Raw genomic sequence first — 23,333 nt, 5'->3', positions numbered from 1 at the left:
AAATTCGCCCGGCGCGGGCAGGCTCTCGCGCGAATAGGCGGCAGCGCCGGAGAGTTAGCAAAAAATTTCCGTCATTGGCGAGAAAAAATAGAGTCTCTTTCGCCGCTCTCCTCGGAGGGCGTACGACAGCAAAGCTAAGCATGAGATCGCAGCAAGTGCTCTGCATGGGCCCGGAGTAAGTGCTGAAGCACTAACTCCGGGCGACAGCTGAAGCGCTCACTGCGGTCGATATATGGAGACTCCCCCCAATGACCGCGCGCCCCGCGTTCGGCGACACGCCCTCGCCGCTTGATACGCCGCCCCTCGCTGATTACAAGCTCACCGACAACCTCACCGCCACGCGCGGCCGCATCTTCCTGACCGGCACCCAGGCGCTGATCCGCCTCGCGCTCATGCAGCGCGCACTCGACCGCGCGCATGGCCTGAACACCGCGGGCTTCATCAGCGGCTATCGCGGCTCGCCGCTCGGCATGGTCGATCAGCAGGCGTGGAAGGCGAAGAAACTGCTCGAAGCCGCCGACGTGCGCTTCCTGCCCGCCATCAACGAGGAGTTGGGCGGCACCGCCGTGCTCGGCACGCAGCGCGTGGAAGCGGACCCGGAGCGCACCGTCGAAGGCGTGTTCGCGATGTGGTACGGCAAGGGCCCGGGCGTCGATCGCGCCGGCGACGCGCTCAAGCACGGCAACGCCTACGGCTCGTCGCCGCACGGCGGCGTGCTCGTGGTGGCCGGCGACGACCACGGCTGCGTGTCGTCGTCCATGCCGCATCAGAGTGACTTCGCGCTGATGGCGTGGCACATGCCTGTCGTGAATCCGTCGAACATCGCGGACATGCTCGAATTCGGCCTGTATGGCTGGGCGCTCTCGCGCTACTCGGGCGCGTGGGTGGGCTACAAGGCGATTTCGGAGACGGTGGAGTCGGGCTCGACCGTCGATCTCGATGCCATCAAAACCGACTGGCAAGCACCCGATTTGGCAACTGCGGGCTCTACGCCGCCGCCGGGCGGCCTGCACAACCGCTGGCCCGATCTGCCGAGTCTCGCCATCGAGCAGCGCCTCGCCGCCAAGCTCGACGCCGTGCGCCACTTCGCGCGCATGAACAGCATCGACAAGTGGATCGCGCCGAGCCCGCACGCGAACGTGGGGATCGTCACCTGCGGCAAGGCGCATCTGGACCTGATGGAAACGCTGCGCCGTCTCGATCTCACCGTCGACGACCTCGATCGCGCGGGCGTGCGCATCTACAAGGTGGGCCTGTCGTTCCCGCTGGAGATGTCGCGTATCGACGCGTTCGTCGCGGGCCTCACCGACGTGCTCGTGATCGAGGAGAAGGGGCCGGTGATCGAGCAGCAGATCAAGGACTACCTCTACAACCGCAAGGAAGGCGCGCGCCCCACCGTGATCGGCAAGCACGCCGAAGACGGCACGCTGCTGCTCTCGGAACTGGGCGAGCTACGTCCCTCGCGCATCCTGCCCGTGTTCGCCGCGTGGCTCGCGAAGCACCGTCCGGCGCTCGACCGCCGCGAGCGCGTGGTCGATCTCGTCGCGCCGCAAATCCTCTCGAACGCCGCCGACGCCGTGCGCCGCACGCCCTACTTCTGCTCGGGCTGCCCGCACAACACGTCGACCAAGGTGCCCGAAGGCTCGATCGCGCAGGCCGGCATTGGCTGCCACTTCATGGCTTCGTGGATGGAGCGCGACACCACGGGTCTGATCCAGATGGGCGGCGAAGGCGTGGACTGGGCCGCGCACTCGATGTTCACGAAGATGCCGCACGTGTTCCAGAATCTCGGCGACGGCACCTACTTTCACTCAGGCATCCTTGCGATTCGCCAGGCAGTCGCGGCGAAGACCAACATCACCTACAAGATCCTCTACAACGACGCCGTGGCGATGACGGGCGGCCAGCCCGTGGACGGCAGCATTTCCGTGCCGCAGATCGCACGCCAGGTGGAAGCCGAAGGCGTCTCGCGCTTCGTGGTGGTGAGCGACGAGCCCGAGAAGTACGACGGCCATCACGGTCTGTTCCCGAAGGGCACGACGTTCCATCACCGCAGCGAACTGGACACGGTGCAGCGCGAACTGCGCGAAACGCCGGGCGTGACCGTGCTGATCTACGACCAGACCTGCGCCGCCGAAAAGCGCCGCCGCCGCAAGAAGGGCGAATTCCCCGACCCGGACAAGCGCCTCTTCATCAACGAGGAAGTGTGCGAAGGCTGCGGCGATTGCGGCGTGCAGTCGAATTGCCTTTCAGTTGAGCCCGTGGAAACGGAGCTGGGCCGCAAGCGCCGCATCGACCAGTCGTCGTGCAACAAGGACTATTCGTGCGTGAACGGCTTCTGCCCGAGCTTCGTGACCGTCGAGGGCGGCAAGCTCAAGAAGGCCGCGGGCGCCGCGTTCGATCCGCAGGCGCTCACCGCGCGCGTGAATGCGCTGCCCATGCCGGCCACGCATCTCGACAACGCGCCCTACGACATCCTCGTGACGGGCGTGGGCGGCACCGGAGTCGTGACCGTGGGCGCGCTCATCAGTATGGCCGCGCATCTGGAAGGCAAGAGCGCTTCGGTGCTCGACTTCATGGGTTTCGCGCAGAAGGGCGGCTCGGTGCTCTCGTTCGTGCGCTTCGCGGCGACCGACGCGCTGCTCAACCAGGTGCGCATCGACACGCAGCAGGCCGACCTGCTGCTCGCCTGCGACATGGTGGTGGGCGCGAGCGCCGATGCGCTGCAAACCGTGCGGCACGACCGCACGCGCATCGTCGTGAACACGCATGAGATTCCGAACGCGTCGTTCGTGCAGAACCCCGAAGCGAACCTGCACGCCGACGCGCTGCTCGCGAAGATGCGGCACGCGGCGACGGGCGGCGCATCGAACGCGCAGGATCCACTCTCCGCATGCGACGCGCAGGCACTCGCGCAGCGTTATCTCGGCGACACGATCGGCGCCAACATCGTGATGCTCGGCTTCGCCTGGCAACTTGGCCTCGTGCCGGTTTCGCTCGCGGCGCTCACGCGCGCCATCGAACTGAACAACGTGGCCGTGCAGGCGAACCTGTTCGCGTTCTCCATCGGCCGCATGGCCGCCGCCGATCCCGCTGCGCTCGAAGCGCTCGACACGCAACGTGCAGCCGCCGCGAAAGCCACGGCGCGCAAGCTCACGCAAACGCTCGACGAACTGATCGCCGACCGCGAAGCGCGTCTGCTCGCGTATGGCGGCGCGAGCTACGTGAAGCGCTATCGCGCGCTGGTCGATGCCGCACGCAGCGCCGACAAGAGTGCGGAGAAAACGCTCGCGCGCGCCGTCGCGACCACGTTCTATCGGCTGCTTGCCGTGAAGGACGAATACGAAGTCGCGCGCCTGCACGCCGACCCGGCGTTGCGCGCCGCGCTCGAGGCGCAGTTCGAGGGCACGGCGGGCAGCGACTTCACCGTGAAGTTCAACCTCGCGCCGCCGCTCATCGCGCGTGAAAAGAACGGCCAGCCTCCGCGCAAGATGCAGTTCGGCCAGTGGATGTGGAGTGCGTTCGGGCTGCTCAAGAAGGGCCGCAGCGTGCGCGGCACGTGGCTCGATCCGTTCGGCAAGACACTGGAGCGCCGCATGGAGCGCGCCCTCGCCGGCGACTACGAGGCGACGCTGCGCGGTGCGTTCGCGAGCCTCACCGCTGAAAACGCCGACGACATCGCCAAGCTCGCGACTCTGCATCAACGTGTGCGTGGCTATGGGCACGTCAAGCTGGCGAACCTCGCGGCGGTCAAACGCAGCGAGCGCGAACTGGCGGCGCGCCTTGCCATCGACGTGAAGACGAGCGCCGCGGTCCAGGAAGCCCTCGCGTCGTTCAAGGGTGCTGGCGCGTTGCGCGGCATTCCGGTGGTCGTGGCGAAATAAGGTGAAGTGAGCCGGCAGGCGCGCGCCGTTCATCTGAATGGCGCGCGCTTTTTTATGGGTCAGGCGTCGAGCAGGTTCCGCGCGCGCCGCACCTTGTTTTCGTCGACGGGAGCGAGTCCCTTGCCGTCGATGCGCACGCCCGAGCCGAAGTGAACCGCGCGCACGCGCGTCGCGCTCACGAATTGCGCCACGCGGTCGAGCGTGAGTCCCGCGCCCGCCAGCACCGTGCAATGCGTGCGCGCCGCGCGCTGCACGAGCGTTGCGATCTGCGCCTGCGCGTCCAGCACCGAGGGCTTGCCGCCCGAGGTGAGGACGTTCGTCACGGCGTCGAAACCGAGCAGCACGTCGAACGCCTCCTGCAGATCGCGCGCTTCGTCGAACGCGCGATGAAACGTGAGCGACATGCCGTCGGCGGCCTCGATCGCGCGCTGCAGTCCTTCGCGATCGACTTCATGCGAAGGCGTGAGCATGCCGATCACGACCGCATGCGCGCCCGCGAGCTTCGCGGCGCGCACGTCGCGCAGCATCACCGCGTAATCGTCCGAGTCGTAAATGAATGAGCGGCTGTGCGGCCGCACGATCACGTTCACGGGAATCGCCACCGCCGCGACCACGGCTTCGATCATGCCGATGCTCGGCGTGAGGCCGCCCTCGCCCATTGCGGTCACGAGTTCGAGACGATCCGCGCCGCCGCGCTCGGCGGCTTGCGCATCGGCGACGGTGGTCGCGATGACCTCCAGCAGGACCCGTTCATGTGGCATGTTTGCGCGCCATGTCGTGAGAAACACGACATGATCGCAGATGCACGCCTACTCGAACCAGTCGATGTCGCCGCACAGCACGCACAGGCGCTCGCCCACCTGCACCGCCATCGACAGCGTCAGGCACGGCAGCGCCTCGTTGATCGATAGATACGGTCCGGTCACGTGCACGCGCCCCGGCGTGACGAGCGCCGTGCGGAAGTACGGCCTGCGCAGCCAGCTCGCGCCTTGTGCGTCCTCGAGCGGCAAAAAGCGCGCATCGCGCTCCGCGCGGTCGACGCGCAGCACCACGTTGCGGCCCGCCTGCCGGCCGTTCGAATCGAGCAGATAGCAGCGCGCCGCATGATCGAGCGCGAGGAAGTTCCAGCACACCTCCTCCATCGATTCGCCGGCCGAAAGCCGTTCGGCCGCGCGCTCGAACGCACGCAGATAAGGCACGAGGCGATTCGTCTCGCCGCGCTCGCGCGTTTCGGTCTGCTGACGAAAACGCTCGGTCGCCTCGGCGATCACGGCTTGCGCCTGGGCGGCGTCGGCGAGTCCGGGCGCGGGCCGCGCGAAGAAGAAGCCCTGCACGAAATCCGCGTTGCACGCGAGCGCGAGCTGCGCCTCGTGTTCCGTCTCCACGCCTTCGATCAGCACGAGCTTGCCCGCGTCGTGCAACAGCGCCACGAGCGCGGGCAGCGTCGCGGCCATGTCGGCGCGATGCTGCGCGTGCATGAGCATGATGCGGTCGAGCTTCACGATGTCGGGATTGAGCTGCCACACGCGGCCGATATCGACGTTGCCCGCGCCGAAGTCGTCGAGCGCCACGAGAAAGCCGCGCTCGCGAAACGTCGCCACGGCCTGCGCGAGGGCGTCGAGATCGGTCGCGTCGTCTTCCAGCACCTCGAGCACGACGCGCCGCGGCGCGATGTTCAGCCGCCGCAGGTTCGCGAGCAGCGCCGCCGAGTGATACGGCTCGATCAGCGTGCCCGGATGCACGTTGAGAAAGAGCCACTCGCGCTCCGCGCCGAGCAGCGCGAAGTTCTCCAGATGCAGCCCCTGGGCGAGCCGGTCCACCAGCAGCGCTTCGCCCACGCGCGCGGCGTCGCCGAACACGTCGAGCGGCGAGACCGGGCGGTCGAGCGGATCGTGCGCGCGCAGTAGCCCTTCGTAGCCCACCGCACGCATGTGCGAGAGGCTGAACACCGGCTGGAACACGCTCGTGAGCGTGAGTTCGCCATGGTGTGCGCTGTAGCGCTGCAGCCCCGAAGTGACGCTGAGATCGAAGCCGTGAGGGGTCACGGCCGTTTTGTCCTGTTGCTCTGTGATCATGCCATCCTCTAGCGCGTAGGAAGGACGCTGCAGTCCGCACAGCCTCTGCACGGCCCGCGCTCGTCCTCCATAGCCTGATTTTCGTTGCGTCACAGGAGGGGTTAAGCAAGGTCCGTGCTCGCTCGCACTGCGATCCGGCACGCATCGCGAAATGCGTTCGCGCCCATCGCGTGCGCCGCGAAGGGGCACGCCGTGCACCGCGCGAGACATCGCACGGCGCACCGATATCGTGCGCCTTTCCACGCGCCTTTGCTTCGGTGGTGGCGCACACAGGGCGGACAAATTGCCGCACTTTCGGCACATATCGGGCTTGCCACGCGCTCGCCCTGCGCGCTTCGCGGCGGCTTACAGACGCGTCAGGCTACACTGTCCCTCGACCGGCGCGCCCTCCTCTAATGCGCGCCAGAACGCCGTGCCGCACCGCGCGTGAAAAGAGGCGTCCGTCCCCTCTTCAACGCTTCCCCTGGTCCCGTTTGGCCTCGTTTGGCCTCGTTTGGCCTCGTTGGGTCCCGTTTGGCCCCCGCTACGTTTTTCGATGGACATTCTCTTCACCGTTCTCATTCTGCTGCTCGCCGTTGCCGTGTCCGGCATCCTCGCGCGCACCGTGCCACTCAAGCTTCCGCTGCCGCTCGTGCAGATCGGTATCGGCGCGTTGCTCACGTTTCCGCTCGTGAATCCGCACGTCACGTTCGATCCCGACATCTTCATGGCGCTGTTCATTCCGCCGCTGCTGTTCGCGGACGGCTGGCGCATGCCCAAACGCGAGTTCTTCTTGCAGCGCCGCGCGATCCTCATGCTCGCGCTCGGGCTCGTGCTGCTGACGGTCGTCGCCGTGGGCTATTTCGTGCACTGGCTCGTGCCGCAGATCTCGCTGCCCGTGGCGTTCGCGCTCGCCGCCGTGCTCTCGCCCACCGACGCCGTCGCGCTCGCGGGCATCGCCGGCAAGGACCGCATTCCCGCGCAGCTCATGCACATCCTCGAAGGCGAAGCGCTGATGAACGACGCCTCGGGCCTCGTCGCGCTCAAGTTCGCCGTGGCGGCCGCGCTCACCGGCTACTTTTCGCTGCGCGCGGCGGCGCTCAGCTTCGTCGTGATCGCGGCGGGCGGTCTGGCGCTTGGGGCGGCGATCGGCTGGCTCTTCAGCTTCGTGTCGGCGCGCTTTCTCAACACGACCGAAGAGGGCGACCCCGCGCCCGGCGTCGTGCTCACCTTGCTGATTCCGTTCGCGGCGTATCTGTTCGCCGAGCACCTCGAAGTGTCGGGCGTGCTCGCAGCCGTTTCCGCCGGCATGACGATGAACTTCACGAGCGTCGCGCACAAAGGACCGGTGTCGACACGCGTGCGCGCCACGAGCACCTGGTCGATGATCGAGTTCGTCTTCAACGGCATGGTGTTCACGCTGCTCGGCCTGCAGTTCCCGGGCATTCTCGGCAAGGCGCTGCTCGACGCGCACCACACGAGCAACGTGCAGATGCTGCGCCTCATCGGCTACATCGCCGCCGTGCTTGCGGCGCTCTACGCCATGCGCTTCGGCTGGGTGTGGCTGCTGCGCTGGGTGGCGAGCCGCGGCGCCGCGCGTCACGGCGTGGCGAACGCGGTGCCGGGCCTGCGCACCGTGGCGATCACCACGGTCGCGGGCGTGCGCGGCGCGGTGACGCTCGCGGGCGTGCTCTCGCTGCCCGTGGCGCTCGCCAACGGCAGCCCGCTGCCCGGTCGCGACAGCGCCATTTTCATCGCGACGGGCGTGATCCTCGCCTCGCTGCTGGTGGCGATCGTCGGCCTGCCGCTCCTGCTGCGCGGCGTGCGGCGTGGCGCGCAGGGACCGCACGCGGCCGAGGAGCGCGCGGCGCGCATCCAGGCGGCGCAGGCGGCCATCCGCGCCGTGGATGCGGTGCACGAAAAGGTCAGCGAGGATCTCGACGAATCGCAGGCCGCCTACGCCGCCGACACGACCGCACGCGTGATGGACGCCTATCGCCGCCGCCTCGCCTCGCTCGACGCCGACCGCGACCGCAGCGCGAACGCGCGCCGCTCGGACGCGCTGGAAATGGAAATGCGCCTCGCCGGCATGCGCGCCGAACGCGCGACGCTGCTCAAGCTGCGCAACCAGATGCAGATCAACGACGAGACGCTCGCGAAGCTGATGCGCGAAGTCGATCTTTCGGAGACGGCGATGACGACGCGCGGGCGCAATCGCAACTGAGCACGTAGGCGCAGATGCGTGGGAATCGGGAGAAGGGAAAACGCGGCGCCGAGGACCGGCGCCGCATGTAACGGTGAATGGCTTAAACCGCCGCTTCCTGCGCCGGCTTGCGACGCAGCAACGCGTAGAGAATGATCGCGCCGAACGTGGCGGTGCCGATGCCGCCCAGCCCGAAGCCGCCGAGCTTGAGGGAGAAGTCGCCCGCGCCGAGCACGAGCGTGACCGCGGCGACGATGAGATTGCGATTGTCCGAGAAGTCCACCTTGTTGACGACCCAGATACGCGCGCCCGTCACGGCGATCAGACCGAACACGACGATCGAGACGCCGCCCAGCACCGGGCCGGGAATCGTCTGAATGACGGCGCCGAACTTCGGCGAGAAGCCGAGCACGAGCGCGATGAGCGCGGCGATCACGAACACGAGCGTCGAGTAGATTTTCGTCACGGCCATCACACCGATGTTTTCCGCGTAGGTCGTGACACCCGTGCCGCCCGCGAATCCCGAGACGATCGTGGCTAGGCCGTCGCCAATGAACGCGCGGCCCACATAGCGGTCGAGGTTGTAGCCCGTCATCGCGGAAACCGCCTTGATGTGGCCGAGGTTCTCCGCCACCAGAATCACGGCGATCGGCACGAGCAGCGCCATGGCGTGCGGGTCGAACACCGGCGCGGTGAACTTCGGCATACCGAACCAGGCGGCGTTCGCGACGATCGAGAAGTCGATCGGCTTGCCCAGGCCCATGCCGTTCGTGACGATCGCGTAGATCACATAGGCGATCAGCAGGCCGACGAGAATCAGCAGACGCTGCAGCATGCCGCGCGTGAACACGGCCACGCCGCCCACGCAGAGCACGGTGACGATCGCCATCCACGAGTCGAAGATCGAACCGCTCACGCCCTTCACTGCGATGGGCGCGAGATTCAGCCCGATCACGCAGACGATCGCGCCGGTCACCACCGGCGGCATGAGCGTTTCGATCCATTTGGTGCCGACGGCCGAGACGAGCAGGCCGATCAGCGTATAAGCCACGCCGCACGCGATGATGCCGCCGAGCGCGACCGGGATGTTGGGATTGGGTCCCTGCCCGCCGTAGCCCGTGACAGCAATCACGAGACCGATGAACGCGAAGCTCGAACCGAGATAGCTCGGCACGCGCCCGCCCACCACCACGAAGAACAGCAGTGTGCCGACACCCGACATGAAAATGCACAGGTTCGGATCGAAGCCCATGAGCAGCGGCGCAAGCACGGTCGAGCCGAACATCGCGACGACGTGCTGCACGCCCATGGCGAACATCTGCGGCCAGGGCAGGCGCTCGTCGGGAGCCACGACGCTGCGGGCGTCACCCGTCTGCGCGCGCCAGCGGGGGAAATAGGAGTCGGACATGGGTTCCTCTTGTCGGCGGGATTTGCGGTCTGGTTGTGGTTTTGATTGTTGGCGCGCATGCATCGAAGCAACGGCCGCCCTTGATGCAGGTCAGGCGGGAGTGTACGGAGCCGCAATCAGCGTGGCAAGCCGGATGTCGGGCATCCGAAACACTCTGGGCGGCCGTCGACCCGAGCCGTGAAGTCAGCACCGAATGGAGTTTCAGACTCATCCTATATTAGGGGTGGGATGGCGGATCTAGACTGTCCTTGCTGCGTGACCCTCACGAGAGTTCATGCAGTGTTGGCAAGCAGCAAACTCTCCGACTTCCCCGCTCCAGTTCCCCGCTGGAGCGGCTTTTTTTGCCCACACGATCGGAGCCCTTCGCGCGTTCAGGCGAATGCGGATTCCGCGAGTTCCCGCGCGTAATCGCGCACGTCTTCCGGCCAGGGCGCATTCGCCGCTTCGAAGCGGCTACGCTCGCCCGCGTACAGCGCGCGCAACGCCTCCTCGTAATTCGGCATATCGCCGGCCAGTGCAGTCATGAAGCGATGCGCGGTTTCCTGGGCCGCGCGCACGCGTTCGCGTGCCTCGCTCGCATGGCGCGCGGCATCCACGAGCCGGCGCAACACCACCGAGGCCCCGCCGGGCTGCGCGCCGAGCCAGTCCCAGTGGCGCGGCAACAGCGTCACCTCGCGCGCCACCACGCCGAGCTTCGGGCGGCCGCGGCCACGCGGGGCGTCGTCCGGGGCGGCTACGTCGATGACGTCCGGCGCGGTTGCGCCTTGCTCGGGACAGGCCTGTGCGACGATGCGCGCCTCGATGTCCTTATCCGTGCCGCGCAGATCGAATTCGACCGGACGCGCGTCGCGGTCGTCGAAGACCAGCACCGTTGCGCCGTTTTCGTTTCCGTTTTCGTTCACTTCGCGTTCGAGTTCCGCCTTGACCGCCAGCGCCACCTGAAGCGGGGCGCCGCGCGCGACCAGGCGCGTGCCCGCAAAAGCCGTACAGCCGTTCGCCACCACCATGGTGTTCTCCTCCCTGGTATCCAATGATGGGCGAATATTACCCGGGTAAATTGGGTGGTGCAATATCATCCGGGTAAAATTTGATGACGGTCAGCCGGAGCGGCCTCTTAGATCCGCGCCGCGCGCGTCGTCGGTCGTGGCGGGCAGCCATGCCGCCACGCGGTTGCGGCCCGAGCGCTTGGCGGTGTAAAGCGCCGCGTCGGCGGCATCGGTCAGCGCGCGCCAGTCGGCAAACGCGCTTTGCGTCGTGCAGGCCACGCCCACGCTCACCGTGAGCACGCCGTTCGGGCTGTCGGCATGCGGCAGCGCCAGCGCCTCGATCGCGGCGCGCACCTTCTCGGCCAGCGCGAGCGCCTGGGCCTCGCCCGTGTCGGGCAGCACCAGCACGAATTCTTCCCCGCCGTAGCGCGCCGCACAGTCCGCCGCGCGGCGTGCGTGTGCGCCGATCGCGTGGGCGACGGCCGCGAGCGCGTCGTCGCCCGCGAGGTGACCGTAGCGGTCGTTGTAGAGCTTGAAGCGGTCCACATCGAGCAGCACGAGCGCGAGCGGGCTGCCCGAGCGGCGTGCGCGCGCCCATTCGTGGTCCGCGCGGGTTTCGAAGGCGCGCCGGTTCGCGAGCGACGTGAGCGCGTCCGTGCCCGCCTGCGCGCGCAACTCCGCCTCCACTGCGCCGCGCTGGCGCAACTGGCGCGTGAACATCAACGCGAGCGCGATCAGCGAGATGTCGAGCACCGCCGTGAGCGTGCCGATGATCCAGGCGCGCACGCGCCATTCGCGATAGATGTCGTCCGCCGCGACGGCGACGCTGAACACGAGTGGGTAACCCTCCACGCGCCGCAGCGCGAACCAGCGCCGCACGCGGTCGACCGGACCGAGCGAGAAGAAACCGCTAGCCTGGGATCGCTGGAATCGCTGGAAGAGCGCGGATTCCGCAACGCTCTTGCCGATCAGATCGGGAACGTACGGGCGGCGCATGAGCAGCGTGCCATCGGCGAGCGTGAGCGCCAGCGCGCCGTTCGTGCCGATGTCCACGCCGCTGAACAATTGCCGGAAATAATCGAGCCGCATCGTGCCGACCACGACGCCCGCGAACGAGCCGTCGGGGTTCGAGAGACGGCGGCTCAATCCGATGGTCGCGTTGGCCGGTCCGTCGCGTGGAATGAACGGGTGGCTCAGAAAGAGGCCCACGTGCGGCGAGTCGCGCTGCGCGATGAAGTAGTCGCGGTCGGCCACATTGAGCGAGCGCGGCGGCACCGCGCGCGAATCGAACACCACGTCGCCCACTGCGTTGGTCACGAAGATCGCGCCGAGATTCTTCGCCGTGGCCGAGCGATCGAACAGCACGTTCTGGCGAATGTCGGGGGGCAGCGCGGCGAGACGCGGATCGTCGATGGCGTCGATGACGGCCTGCAGCGAAAGGTTGTAGACGTCGAAATTGCGCGCCGTGTCGCGCTCGAAAAGCAGCGCCATATTGGAGGCGGAAGCGCGGGCGCTCGCGAGCGCGTCGTGCCGCATCTGCGCCATGACCCACGCGGCGATCAGCGTCAGCACTGCGGCCAGCGCGATGCCGATGGCAAGCACGGCGTTCGGTCGGCGTATCATCATCTCGGGCCTTCGGGGACTGGCCTTGCAGCAGCGCCGGTTGCCGGGCGCTTGCTGTGCGTATGCATTCATCCTCGCATGCCATGTGAGTCGTGGCTATGCGGGCAAGTCCGGTCGAGCGCCCCATTCTCCTGAATAAAGTGCGCTTCGAGTGCCGTGCGTTTTGTTAGTTTGGATTCCTCTGCTTTATCGTGTGAGTCCGTTCGCGCTTGTCATGCTGCAGCGTCAGTCGTCGTGCACGCCGACGATTGCGCGCGCCTCGATCCATGCTCGCCACTGGCCGCCGAAGTCGAAAGCCGGGTCGATGTCGAAGGCTTGCGCAAGCGCATCGTCGAGCGTGGCGCCGTCGCGCAGCGCCACAAAGGCCGCGTGGGCGGCATGCGTGTGCACGAGCGGCGTGGGCCGCCATTGCGGCCGGACCACGAGCGTCCACGACGGCATGTCCACACGCTCGGGCCAGACGCCGCCCGGCTGGTGCGCCCGCCAGATCGCCACGGCATCGAAGCGTAACGCGAGCGCGGCGCAGGCGGGATGCACCGCGAGACGCGCCTGCGCCAGACCCTCCGCGCCGAGCGCTTGCCATTGGTGCGCGTTAAGTGGCGTGGCGTTCGCTGCGTAGCTGGCGGCGTGCAGCGCCCATTCGAGCCGCGCGACATCGCCGAAATACGCATAACGTATGTCGGTCTCGTAGCGCTCGACGAATTCGGGCAGTCGCGCGCCGAAGCGGTTCAGATCGGCATCGCGAGAAGGATGCGCGCGCGCGTAGGCTAGCGCGAGCGCATCGAACCAGGCCTCGCCAGACAGGGCCGCGAGCACCGGATACGCGTTCGCAAGCGCAAGCCGCCGCGCTGCCCGCCCATTGCCGCGATACAGGCCCATGCGCTCGTGCAGCAGCGCGGCATCGGCGGGAAGCAGTTCGTGGGCGAGCGCGGCATCGGCGGCGGGATCGTCCAGTGCGGCGGCGAAAGCTTGTTGCGTCGCTCCCAGCGTGTTGTGCACGGTCATGAGCGCAGCTCCGATGCTTGACGCGCATGTTTCGCGAAGCGTTCGCGCGCGAGACGCGCCTCGTCGAGCAGCACCTCGAGCGCCGGCACCGCCGTGTCCCACTCGATGAGCGTGGGCGTCGCGCCGAATCGCTCGAGCGCGGCCTCGTACAGCGACCAGACCGCCGGCGCGACGCGCGAACCGTGATCGTCGATCACGGCGGCGGGCGTCGCGCGATGCCCTGCCAGATGGATTTCGCCGACGATCTGCGGCGGCAGTGCGGCCATGGCCGCCACTCCATCCTCGCCGTGGTTGCATTGATTCACGTACAGATTGTTCACGTCGAGCAGCACGCCACAGCCCGTGCGCTGCGCGAGCGTCGCGAGGAATTCCGCCTCGCTCCAGGTATCGCCGCGAAATCGTACGTAGGTCGAAACATTTTCGATCAGCACGGTGCGGCGCAGCGCGTCCTGCATCTGCGAGACGCGCGCGCTCATGTGATCGAGCGAGGCTTGCGTGAGCGGCATCGGCAGCAGATCGTGCAGCGCGCCTTGCGCGCTCGCGCCCCAGCATAAATGCTCGGAAACCAGAGCGGGGTCGATGCGCTCCACGAGCCGCGCGAGCCTCGCGAGATGCGCCGTATCGAGCGGCGCGGCAGAGCCGAGCCCCAGCCCCACGCCGTGCAGGCTCACCGGCAAATCGCGGCGCACCGTTTCGAGCACGTGCAGGTCGTAGCCGCCTTCGCCGAAGTAGTTCTCGCTGTGGACTTCGATCCAGTCGACCGCAGGAGGCCCGGCCATGAAGGCCTCGTAGTGCGCGTGACGCAGGCCAATGCCCACGCCACTGAGTGCGCCTGGCGCGCTCATCTCGCGCGTCCCGCCTTGCGCGCCGCCTCAGCCGCGAGGCTCATTTTTCGGCCGTGCCGCCAAGCTTCTCGCACGTGCCCTTCGGCATGGTCTTGAAGTCGCCTTTGTCATGGTCGACCTTGGCCTGACCCGCGCAGTCGTGCACGCCGGTCTTGCTCGAACAATCGTTCTGGCCGGCCTTGGCGACGCCGTAGCAATTCACGGTGCCGTCCGCGCGGGCCACGCCCGCGCCGGCCGTCGCAAACCCCGCGAGCGCGGCGGCGATCAGCGCCTGGCGGCCGAGAGAGTTCTTCATCGCGTTTCTCCTTGAACTTCGAAATGGGTTTCGCAGCAAGCGATCGGCTGCGCAGCCGTCGCAACGCGCGGCCCTGGGTGCCCTATTTTGCCTCACCAGAGCGCGACCAGCCCGGTCGAAGCGCCGCTGATCGGCGGAATTATTGCAATCTCGGTAATGATGTTTGCTGGACTGCGGTATTTTTCTTTGAAGTGCGCTGCAATAAAGTGTCATTAACGGTTCGAACAGCACGATTGTTACGGATCGACAACATAATTTTCGGAGGTTGTTACCATGAAGAATCTGATTGCTGCTGCACTCGCCGCTACCGTCCTCGCCGCTCCGGCCCTGTCGTTCGCACAAGCCGAGCAAGCTCCCGTGACGCGCGCTCAAGTTCGCGCCGAACTGGTCCAGCTGGAAAAGGCCGGCTACCGCCCGAACCTGTCGAGCCCGTACTATCCGGAAGATCTGCAGGCTGCCGAGGCGCGCGTCGCCCAGCAGAACGGCGCTGCAGAAGCCACGGCCTACGGCGCATCGACGAACGGCAGCGCCCAAACCGGCACCCGCGCACCGAACATCAAGCCGACCTACTTCGGCCAGTAATTGCGGCTCACACGTAGTGCCGGCGCACTACGCGAGCAACGCCTGGCGGGCCCGCTCTCCCGATTGGGAGACAGCGGGCCCGCCGTTCATTTCTGCGCCGCCCGTGCAATGCGCGCGGCGGAAATAAGCGGCACGCCCACGAAAACCTCCGCCGCCGGAAATCCGGCGGCTTTGCCCGGACTGAGGTCCGGGCCTTTTTCCTCCTTCCCTCTCGCGACGCATGCGGCCCGCTTTATTAGCGCGGGCCGCGCGCGAAGGCGGCTCACTCGCAGGGCCTAGAAGCCGTGGGTCACGAGCGAGAGCACGGAAAGATCGGGGTGCGTGCCGTCGATGATGCTGCGGCCGACGTGCACCGCCTCTTCGATGGCATCCTGCTCGCTGCGCCAGGTTTCGTCGCCATCCGCGTGATACGTGACCGTATGGCCCGGCTTCGCGGGATTCGCGCCGGGATGGCAAACGTAGGCCGTGTAGGTGTAGCGGTTCGCGCCTTCCTCGGCTGGCGTGGCGCTGATGTGAATCTCGAAGCCTTCGTAGTCGACCTCATGCATCGCAAGCGGTTGAGCGCTCATGGTGACCTCCGGGTGCCGCGGGTTAGCGGCTACGGGCTATCCGGCCGATGGGTATGCGGCCAGGTGTTCGGTATTGATTCGGTATTGGGAAGTTTAGGCGATGGGTCCCGGGCGGGTGGCCTACTATTGCAGGGCGATCCACCACCCTGGGAGCTTAGACATGGCATCGAACACCGTCCGCCTGCATCGTGTGCTGCGCGCGCCGCCCGAGCGCATCTATCGCGCCTTTCTCGACGCGAGCGCAGTCGTAAAATGGCTGCCGCCCAACGGCTTCACCTGCACGGTTCATGAACTCGACGCGAAAGTCGGCGGCCACTACCGGATGTCGTTCAAGAATTTCACGGCCGGCCACGGTCATTCGTTCGGCGGCGAATATCTCGAGCTCGTGCCGAACGAGCGTTTGCGCTACACCGGTGTGTTCGAGGATCAGCACCTGTCCGGCACCATGCAGACGACCGTGGAGCTGCGCGCAGTGTTCTTCGGCGCGGAAATGACCGTCGTGCAGGAAGGCATACCGGAGATCATTCCAGTCGAGGCGTGTTATCTGGGCTGGCAGGAGTCGCTGGCGTTGCTCGCGAAGCTCGTCGAAGCCGAAATCCAGCAGTAAAGAAAAAGGGGCGCTCGCGCCCCTTCTTTCCGACCGTGTGCTGCCTCAATACCCGAGCGCGCAGCCGTCCTTGCGATGATCGGACGCGCCGGTCAACACGCCCCGCTCCCAGTCGATGCGGATCGCCTGCGAACCGCCAATCGGCCCGGCAGCGGGCACGAGCTTGAAGCCGCGATCCGCGAGCACCGCGCGCGCGTTGGCGGGCAGGGTCGATTCGATTTCCACGGTGCCCGTGCCAGGGCGCGGAAAGACACGCGGAAGATCCATCGCCGCCTGCATGTCGAGGCCGTAATGCAGCACCTTCGAGAGGAAGTGCGCATGGCCCATGGCCTGGTAGTGGCCGCCCATCACGCCGAAACTCATCTGCACGCGGCCGTCACGCGCGACCATCCCGGGAATGATGGTGTGCATCGGACGCTTGTGCGGCGCAATCGCGTTGGGGTGTCCTGGCGCGACCGAGAAACTCATGCCGCGGTTGTGCAGCATCACGCCGGATTCCTTGCCCATCAGCCCGCTGCCGAATGGATAGAACAACGAATTGATGAAGCTCACGCAGTTGCGGTCACGATCGACGACGGTGATGTAGACCGTGTCGCGGTGCTCGACCTGGGTGAGCGCGGCAGTTGAGTCCAGGACGCTTTCGAGGTCGATGCGGCTGCGGAGTTTGTCCACGTAGTCGTCGGATAGCAGGCGCTCGACATCGACGCCGCCATGGCGCGGGTCGCCCAGCACGGCGTCGCGTACGGCGTAGGCGAGCTTCGCCGCCTCGATCTCGCGATGTAGACGATCGGCGTCGAGCGGGCTGCCTTCGGCGTCGTATTTGTCGAGCAGACGCAACAACAGCAGCGCGATGACGCCCTGCCCCGCCGGCGGGCATTCGATCACGTCGTAGCCGCGGAATTTCGCGCGAATCGGCGTGACGTATTCGCCGCGGAATTCGGCGAAATCGTCCAGCGTGTGCAAGCCGCCGTGCGCTTGAAGCTGCGCGACGAGATCGGCCGCGATGGCGCCGCGGTAGAACGCGTCCCGGCCCGATTCGGCGATGGCGCGCAGCGTGTTCGCGAGGCGCGGTTGACGGTGCGTCGAGCCGGCTCGCGGCGCAGCGCCATCCACGAGCATGGTGGTGCGCGCTACGGCGTCGCGCGAGAGCGTTTCCACTTCTGCCGCCCAGTCGTGCGCGGTGCGCGGCGCGACGGCGTAGCCTTCTTCAGCGAAGCGGATGGCCGGAGCCAATACGTCGCGCAGCGGCAAATGGCCGTGATCGCGATGGAGCGTGGTCCAGGCATCCACCGCGCCCGGCACCGTGACCGCGTGCGGCGAATGACGCGCGATGGTTTCCACGCCCATGGCGCGCAGACGCTCGGCGCTTGCTGCAGCGGGGGCCCAGCCGGAGCCGTCGTAGGCGATCACGTCATCCGTGCCAGCGCGCGAATAGAGCGCGAAACAGTCGCCGCCTACGCCCGTCGAGCCGGGTTCGACCACACACTGCACCGCGCACGCGGCAATCGCGGCATCCATGGCGTTGCCGCCGGCGGCGAGAATCTGGACGGCGGCGAGCGTCGCGCTCGGGTGCGAAGTCGCAGCCATGCCGTTGCGAGCCATGACGAGCGAGCGGCCCGGCGTTTCGAAGTTACGCATCGAAGCGTTCTCCTCTTTTGGTATCCTGATGATGTGTTATTTCACGTGACACAGCATTGCGGCTCATGCCTATGCAGAAGCAGGCATGGCAGTTCGCAACGTGCGCTTCAAGAACGTCTGCGTACGCGGATGCGAAGGCGCGGTGAAGATGCGCTCGGGCGGCCCCTCTTCGATCAGCTCGCCCTGGTCGAGCACGACCACGCGATCGGCCACCTCGCGCGCGAAGCCCATTTCGTGCGTGACGACGACCATCGTCATGCCGTCTTCCGCAAGCTCCTTCATGACCTGCAGCACTTCGCCAACGGTTTCCGGATCGAGCGCGCTGGTGGGCTCGTCGAAGAGCAGCACCTTCGGCTGCATGGCAAGCGCGCGGGCGATGGCGATGCGCTGCTGCTGGCCGCCGGAAAGCTGCGACGGATAGTGGTCGGCGCGATCGGCAAGACCCACGCGGGCGATCAGCGCCTTTGCCTGCTTGATCGCCTCTTCGCGCGGCATCTTCAGCACATGGATAGGCGCCTCGATCACGTTCTCCAGCGCCGTCATGTGCGGAAACAGATTGAAGCGCTGGAACACCATGCCGATATCGCGGCGCTGCCGTGCGAGCTGACGCGCCGAATCGCGCACCAGCGTGCCGTTCGGGCGTTCGACAAAGCCGAGCAGATGGCCGTTCACGCGCACCCGCCCGCTGTCGTATGACTCGAGCAGATTGAGGCAGCGGATGAACGTGGTCTTGCCCGACCCCGACGAGCCGATCAGCACCACCACTTCCCCCTTCGCGACACTCAACGAAATGCCGTTGAGGACCTTGGTCGGGCCGAACGACTTGTGAATGTCCGACGCCTCGATGACGATTTCGCGTGCTTCGTTCATGTCAACGCCCCCGCAGCAGTTTCATCGTTTGCGCGCCGAACAGACGCGTATTCGCAGCCGGCTTCGCCTCGCCGCGGCCGAAGTGGGCTTCGAGCCGCCGCTGCACGAAACCCCAAAGCGTGGTGAGCGCGAGGAAGTAAATGCCGAGCACGAGATATAGCTCGAACACGCGGAAGTTCACCGAGGTGATCATCTGCGTGCTAAGCAGCAGTTCGGGCACGCCGATCACGCTCACGAGCGTGGTGTTCTTGAGCATGACGTTGAACTCGTTGCCGAGCGGCGGCACGATCACGCGGAACGCTTGCGGCAGCACGACGCGGCGCATGAGCAGCACGGAAGACATGCCAAGCGAGCGCGACGCTTCATACTGCCCACGATCCACCGAACTCAGACCCGCGCGAATGATCTCCGCCTGATAGGCCGCCGAATTCATGCCGAGCGCGAGCACGGCTGCCTGAATATTGCCGGGCAGCGAGATGATGCCGAAGTCGAGATCGTGAAAGTGAAAGATGTTCGCCGCGGCAAACGCGGTGTACAGGAACACGATCTGCATGAGCAACGGCGTGCCGCGCATGACCCAGATATAGCCGCGCGCGAGATACTGCACGGGCAGACTCGACGAAAGCCGCATGAGCGCGACGATCAGGCCGAGCGAGGCGCCGAACGCGATCGCGCAGGCGCTGATCGAGAACGTGAGCCACAAGCCGTGCAGATACGCCGGGCTTGGGTCCAGCAGGAATTTCCGGAAGATTTCCCAACTGAAATTCATGGCGTCACCCCGCGCTCACAGGCGATCGTTTTCGAGCTTCCAGGTGGCGAGCATCTTGCCGTAGCGATCGCTCTTCACGAGATCTGCCACGGCCTTCGCCACGGCCGGCGAAAGCGGCTCGCCCTTGCGCGCGCCAATGCCGGTCGCGATGCGATTGAAACCGGGCACCGCCTCCTCGAACATGTCGCCCGAGACCTGCTGGAAGTGCGCCGCGCTTTCCGACGTGGTGCCGTAGGCATCGACCTGATTCAGGCGGAAGGCCTGAAATGCATCGGCATCCGAACTATAGACGACGATGTTCATGGGCGGCTTGCCCGCAGCCTTCAGCTTCTCGTTTTCCTTGTCGAGCAGCGTGCTGATGGTGGTGCCGTTGAGCACCGCGACCTTCATGCCAGAAAGATCGCCGAGCGAGCGCACGTGATGCGGGTTGCCGCGCGGCACCATGATCGACTGGCTCGAATACATGTAGTCGACGATGTCGATGATCTGGCGGCGCTCGGGCTTGTCGAAGAGTTGGCCGATGACGAGATCGCATTGTTTCGCCTGCAGCGCCGGAATCTGCCCGCTGAAGGACATGACCTTCCACTCGACCTTGAGATTGCCGAGCTGCTTCGCGACGTCATGCGCCACGTCGACGGAGAAGCCACGCGGCTGTTGGTTCTCGTCGTAGGATGCGAGCGGCGGCGCGTCCATGCTCGAACAGTAGGTGAGCGTGCCGCCTTTCACGAGACCCAGATCGGCGGCCTGCGCCGCGGAAGTTCCAGCAACCTGCGCGAGGAGCGCAAAGCCTGCGCAGGCGGCGAGACGAAGACGCTTGAACTGTTTTGCTGACATCGAGAGGCTCCTGGTGTGAGCTGCGTGAGGTACGACGACAGTTAGGACGCCGACGCGTTACGCTCGTGACGCGGGCGATTCGAGGAACTTGACGATCTGGGGAACGGTTGATTCGAGGTGCTCGCGCAGCGCCTGCTCGGCTTGCGCGGGGTCGCGGGCGCGCAGCGCGTCGATGAGGATCTGATGGGCGTCGCGCGCGCGTTTGCGTCTGAAGGTGGCCTGCTCGATCCACAGGCGCATGGGGCCTTCGATAAGCGTGTAGAGCGAGTGAATTTGCTGGTAGAGACGCGTGCGGCCACTGATTTCGCACAGGTATTCGTGGAATGCGCAGTGGCGCTGGACCCAGGTGTCGGTGTCGCCTACGCAGGCGTCCATGTCTTCCAGCAGCCGTTGGAGCTTGATGAGATGCGCTTCGGTGCAGCGGGGGGCGGCGACGCGCATGGCCAGGCATTCGAGCGCGATGCGCATGTCGAAGATGTCCTGGACTTCTTCCACGGTCAGGCCGCGGACGATTGCGCCGCGGTTGGGGCGCTGGATGATCAGGCCTTCGGTTTGAAGTCTTTTTAGTGCCGCGCGGATAGGCATGCGGCTCATTGAAAGCTCTTCTGCAACCGTCTCGGCGACGATGCGCTGGCCTGCTGCGTAGCGGCCTTCGATGATGGCTTCCAGCAGGAAGCGGTAGGCCTCTTCCTCGGCGGTTAAGGCTAGGCCGGCGGTGTTGCGGACGCTGGTGGCAGGCATTTTTGTGCGCTTGATCCGTTTTGTGCGGTGCGGGAGGATGCCATTGCGGTTGCTGAGTCGTTGGCGCAGATTACTCCAAGTGGATTTGTGGATCCAGTCTTTCAAAAAAGATTTGGTGGTGATGCTGCAGAAGGCGTGAAGGCCACGAACCGTGTGGTTCGTGGCCTTCTTTGTTTGGTGCGGGCTTTGGCCTGACGGGCGCGTCAGTCTGGGGTGATTACAAGCCTTTTGTCTTCGACCGTGATTCGGACGCGCTGGCCTGGTTCAAAGCCTGCGACTTCGAGCCATCGGCCAGAAAGCTTGAGCCAGGGGTAAAGCGGCGGGTCATTTCTTGCACGTGAACTGTACTTGCGGTACCGCCAGGACTGCTGGATGGTTACGCGGCGCTCGGGATGTGCGTGCAATGCATTAAGATTGGCGTCAGCCATGGTCAACTCCTGTAGTGAGTTGGTTTTGGTTAGCGGGCCTGAGTGCTGGTAACACTCATGGCCCGCGCTTCGTTTACTGCATTGAGACTCCTTCTACCTCCGTGCTTGGGCGAGCACGGTGTCCAACATTTGTGAGACGAACTGCTGTTTGGGCTTGGGGAGTTGTTCGATTGCGGCGATTTGACGTTGTAGGCGTGATATCGCACTTCCTTTGCTTGGCCATCGCGCGGCTGGCCTGGACAGCAACTCTTCGAAAGAGGACATCAATAGTTCCACTAGCGGTGGCAACAACGATGTCGGCACGCGAGAGCGGCCGACTTCATAGTGAGCCAGCGTTTGCTGCGCGATCCCGAGCGCCTCTGCTAATTCTTGTTGCGTCATTCCGCGCGCTCTTCGCGCCTTGGCAATGCGTTCACCAAGTTCAATAAAAAACTCTTGATCTTTTTCGTTCATGGCTAAATCCAGAGCTGGCAGCACACGGGTGGAAATAACGCGTTAAATTTCTAAATCATCATTCATTGTAGCGAATCTACTATCGCTAAATTTTGGAGTCGCTTTTAATACGAGTATTTTTAAAGACTTGTTAACTACGATCAAATTAGGGATACGCGCCTCGAACAGAAGAAATTGATAGCTAACTTGCGGGCGGCCCTGCCTGCCAGCGCGACCTCAGAGAGCTCCGAATATAGCTACTAGATCAATGAGTAGAATTGGCTAGCAGCAAGTCCGACTGAAATGGATCGATTAGCAAACAGATCACCGCGGTCGTCGCACCTAGCGACAACAACCCGAAGGAAACATCACCTGATCTCAATATTGCACCCCTCTGACCAGAGTAGACTCCATGCATCGAACAAGGAGATTGTATGAGCACCATGTGGATGATTCGGGCGGAAGGTGGGAGTCTTTACGACGATTTTCGTGAACGAGGTATCGCAGCTATTGGTTGGACCAACTTCGCGCCACATGTCAATGCGGGCATGTCTCGGCAAGAACTGATCTCCCTATACCAACTGATCGAACCTAGCGCGAAAGTTAAGACGGCCATTTCGGGTGCATCGCAGGTCTGGCGCTTCATGAATGAAATTAAGGTCGATGATTGGGTCGTAACGTATTCACCGGCGAATCGCACCTATCTCATTGGAAAGGTAACCGGAGATGCCCAATATCATCCAGAGTTGGTAGATTTCGGCATGACGCTCGCGCGGCCAGTAGTGTGGACGGACAAGGAGGTCGAACGGGACAGCTTGAGTGATCCGAGCAAAAATAGCCTCGGTTCAACACTTACCATCTTCGTCGTTGCAGACTTTGCGATGCAGGAACTGCTTGGCGAAGTGGCTGGAAAGCCCATGAGCCCCTCTCCTGAAGTCCTGGAGGAGCAAGCTGAAGCTGACCCACTGACTGGCCTCGAATCTCTCGCAGTCGAACGCATCAAAGACATCGTGAATGGCCTCGACTGGTCCGAAATGCAGGAATTGGTCGCAGGGATTCTTCGTGCAATGGGGTACAAGACTCAAGTGTCGCCGGCTGGCAGCGATCGCGGTAAAGACATCATCGCGTCACCAGATGGCTTTGGATTCGAGCATCCCCGAATTATTGTCGAGGTGAAACATCGAAAAGGCCAGATGGGGACTCAGCAGATTCGAAGCTTTCTCGGTGGACGCCATCCAGACGATCGCGGCTTGTACGTGAGTACAGGGGGGTTCAGCAAGGAGGCATATTACGAGGCGGATCGTGCTTCGGTTCCACTAACCCTTTGGACATCGGAGCATGTCGTGCGTGCGTTGATCGACCACTATGAAGCTACGGATGCAGAAACGAAACGTCTGGTTCCGCTGAAGAGGACGTATCTGCCTGCCTGAGGCTATGAAAGTGATTGTCCTAACGCGCGGAGGAGGATCGAACTCCCGACCTTCGCATTGCGAATCGGAATGCCTACCCAATAGAGCCAATGGTTATTGACCGATGCGGGCATTTTTGGGACACTTTTGA

General features: G+C 64.9%; 21 protein-coding genes. 5 read left to right on the top strand and 16 right to left on the bottom strand.

Going from position 1 to position 23,333, the window contains the following annotated elements; translation table 11 throughout:
• Positions 1 to 248: 248 nt before the first annotated feature.
• Positions 249 to 3,884, top strand: a complete 3,636-nt coding sequence (locus AB3X99_RS21380; protein WP_368618072.1) for an indolepyruvate ferredoxin oxidoreductase family protein — start codon at positions 249 to 251, stop codon at positions 3,882 to 3,884.
• 59 nt (positions 3,885 to 3,943) lie between these two features.
• Here AB3X99_RS21380 and AB3X99_RS21375 read toward each other — a convergent pair whose 3' ends face one another.
• Positions 3,944 to 4,645, bottom strand: a complete 702-nt coding sequence (locus tag AB3X99_RS21375; protein WP_368618071.1) for a copper homeostasis protein CutC — start codon at positions 4,643 to 4,645, stop codon at positions 3,944 to 3,946.
• Positions 4,646 to 4,693: 48 nt separating this feature from the next.
• A complete protein-coding gene (locus AB3X99_RS21370) occupies positions 4,694 to 5,959 on the bottom strand; it encodes an EAL domain-containing protein (RefSeq protein WP_368618070.1) in 1,266 nt (421 codons plus the stop codon).
• Between the two features lie 535 nt (positions 5,960 to 6,494).
• On the opposite strand from AB3X99_RS21370, the gene AB3X99_RS21365 reads away from it, so the two are divergent.
• Positions 6,495 to 8,162, top strand: coding sequence for a Na+/H+ antiporter (locus tag AB3X99_RS21365; RefSeq protein WP_069265171.1), 1,668 nt, complete (start codon positions 6,495 to 6,497; stop codon positions 8,160 to 8,162).
• Between the two features lie 82 nt (positions 8,163 to 8,244).
• Here AB3X99_RS21365 and AB3X99_RS21360 read toward each other — a convergent pair whose 3' ends face one another.
• From AB3X99_RS21360 to AB3X99_RS21335, 6 genes are all read right to left on the bottom strand, one after another.
• Entirely contained in the window at positions 8,245 to 9,549 is a 1,305-nt protein-coding gene (locus tag AB3X99_RS21360; protein ID WP_342949589.1) for a solute carrier family 23 protein, read from the bottom strand.
• 371 nt (positions 9,550 to 9,920) lie between these two features.
• Positions 9,921 to 10,556: a DUF2239 family protein gene (locus AB3X99_RS21355; RefSeq protein WP_368618069.1), complete on the bottom strand. Its 636-nt coding sequence runs from the start codon at positions 10,554 to 10,556 to the stop codon at positions 9,921 to 9,923.
• 90 nt (positions 10,557 to 10,646) lie between these two features.
• Entirely contained in the window at positions 10,647 to 12,161 is a 1,515-nt protein-coding gene (locus tag AB3X99_RS21350) for a diguanylate cyclase (RefSeq protein ID WP_368618068.1), read from the bottom strand.
• A 222-nt stretch (positions 12,162 to 12,383) separates the two neighbouring features.
• Positions 12,384 to 13,163 carry a putative DNA-binding domain-containing protein gene (locus AB3X99_RS21345; RefSeq protein WP_368618067.1) on the bottom strand — a complete coding sequence of 260 codons (780 nt, stop codon included), beginning with the start codon at positions 13,161 to 13,163 and terminating at the stop codon, positions 12,384 to 12,386.
• Positions 13,160 to 14,008 (bottom strand): DUF692 family multinuclear iron-containing protein, encoded by an 849-nt coding sequence (locus AB3X99_RS21340; RefSeq protein WP_368618066.1) that lies wholly within the window; start codon positions 14,006 to 14,008, stop codon positions 13,160 to 13,162. The genes AB3X99_RS21345 and AB3X99_RS21340 overlap by 4 nt, the downstream gene beginning before the upstream one ends.
• 40 nt (positions 14,009 to 14,048) lie before the next feature.
• Positions 14,049 to 14,303, bottom strand: a complete 255-nt coding sequence (locus AB3X99_RS21335; RefSeq protein WP_368618065.1) for a DUF2282 domain-containing protein — start codon at positions 14,301 to 14,303, stop codon at positions 14,049 to 14,051.
• 273 nt (positions 14,304 to 14,576) lie between these two features.
• Between AB3X99_RS21335 and AB3X99_RS21330 the strand changes: the two genes are divergently transcribed.
• Positions 14,577 to 14,885: a DUF4148 domain-containing protein gene (locus tag AB3X99_RS21330; RefSeq protein WP_069265178.1), complete on the top strand. Its 309-nt coding sequence runs from the start codon at positions 14,577 to 14,579 to the stop codon at positions 14,883 to 14,885.
• Positions 14,886 to 15,160: 275 nt separating this feature from the next.
• Here the strand turns inward: AB3X99_RS21330 and AB3X99_RS21325 are convergent, their stop codons facing one another.
• Positions 15,161 to 15,454 (bottom strand): hypothetical protein, encoded by a 294-nt coding sequence (locus AB3X99_RS21325; RefSeq protein ID WP_368618064.1) that lies wholly within the window; start codon positions 15,452 to 15,454, stop codon positions 15,161 to 15,163.
• Between the two features lie 160 nt (positions 15,455 to 15,614).
• On the opposite strand from AB3X99_RS21325, the gene AB3X99_RS21320 reads away from it, so the two are divergent.
• Positions 15,615 to 16,061: an SRPBCC family protein gene (locus AB3X99_RS21320; RefSeq protein ID WP_342949595.1), complete on the top strand. Its 447-nt coding sequence runs from the start codon at positions 15,615 to 15,617 to the stop codon at positions 16,059 to 16,061.
• 45 nt (positions 16,062 to 16,106) lie between these two features.
• On the opposite strand, the gene ggt is transcribed toward AB3X99_RS21320, so the two are convergent.
• The 7 genes from ggt to AB3X99_RS21285 form a co-directional block, all read right to left on the bottom strand.
• Positions 16,107 to 17,699 carry a gamma-glutamyltransferase gene (gene ggt, locus AB3X99_RS21315; RefSeq protein ID WP_368618063.1) on the bottom strand — a complete coding sequence of 531 codons (1,593 nt, stop codon included), beginning with the start codon at positions 17,697 to 17,699 and terminating at the stop codon, positions 16,107 to 16,109.
• Between the two features lie 69 nt (positions 17,700 to 17,768).
• Positions 17,769 to 18,569 (bottom strand): amino acid ABC transporter ATP-binding protein, encoded by an 801-nt coding sequence (locus AB3X99_RS21310; protein ID WP_028201726.1) that lies wholly within the window; start codon positions 18,567 to 18,569, stop codon positions 17,769 to 17,771.
• Between the two features lies 1 nt (position 18,570).
• A complete protein-coding gene (locus AB3X99_RS21305; protein ID WP_069265183.1) occupies positions 18,571 to 19,338 on the bottom strand; it encodes an amino acid ABC transporter permease in 768 nt (255 codons plus the stop codon).
• Positions 19,339 to 19,353: 15 nt separating this feature from the next.
• A complete protein-coding gene (locus tag AB3X99_RS21300; protein ID WP_368618062.1) occupies positions 19,354 to 20,172 on the bottom strand; it encodes an ABC transporter substrate-binding protein in 819 nt (272 codons plus the stop codon).
• A gap of 57 nt (positions 20,173 to 20,229) precedes the next feature.
• Positions 20,230 to 21,018, bottom strand: coding sequence for a GntR family transcriptional regulator (locus AB3X99_RS21295; protein WP_368618061.1), 789 nt, complete (start codon positions 21,016 to 21,018; stop codon positions 20,230 to 20,232).
• Between the two features lie 98 nt (positions 21,019 to 21,116).
• A complete protein-coding gene (locus AB3X99_RS21290) occupies positions 21,117 to 21,341 on the bottom strand; it encodes a SymE family type I addiction module toxin (RefSeq protein WP_342949600.1) in 225 nt (74 codons plus the stop codon).
• A gap of 93 nt (positions 21,342 to 21,434) precedes the next feature.
• The gene (locus tag AB3X99_RS21285; protein ID WP_368618060.1) at positions 21,435 to 21,794 is read right to left on the bottom strand and encodes a helix-turn-helix domain-containing protein; all 360 of its coding nucleotides are present in this window, start codon (positions 21,792 to 21,794) and stop codon (positions 21,435 to 21,437) included.
• A 413-nt stretch (positions 21,795 to 22,207) separates the two neighbouring features.
• Between AB3X99_RS21285 and AB3X99_RS21280 the strand changes: the two genes are divergently transcribed.
• On the top strand, positions 22,208 to 23,203 hold the full coding sequence (locus tag AB3X99_RS21280) for a restriction endonuclease (protein WP_368618059.1): 996 nt from the start codon (positions 22,208 to 22,210) through the stop codon (positions 23,201 to 23,203).
• Positions 23,204 to 23,333 lie beyond the last annotated feature (130 nt).

Source organism: Paraburkholderia sp. BR10882 (assembly GCF_040948855.1).
In the GTDB taxonomy this organism is placed as follows: Bacteria; Pseudomonadota; Gammaproteobacteria; order Burkholderiales; family Burkholderiaceae; genus Paraburkholderia; species Paraburkholderia nodosa_A.
This window is presented reverse-complemented; position numbering and strand designations above follow the sequence as displayed.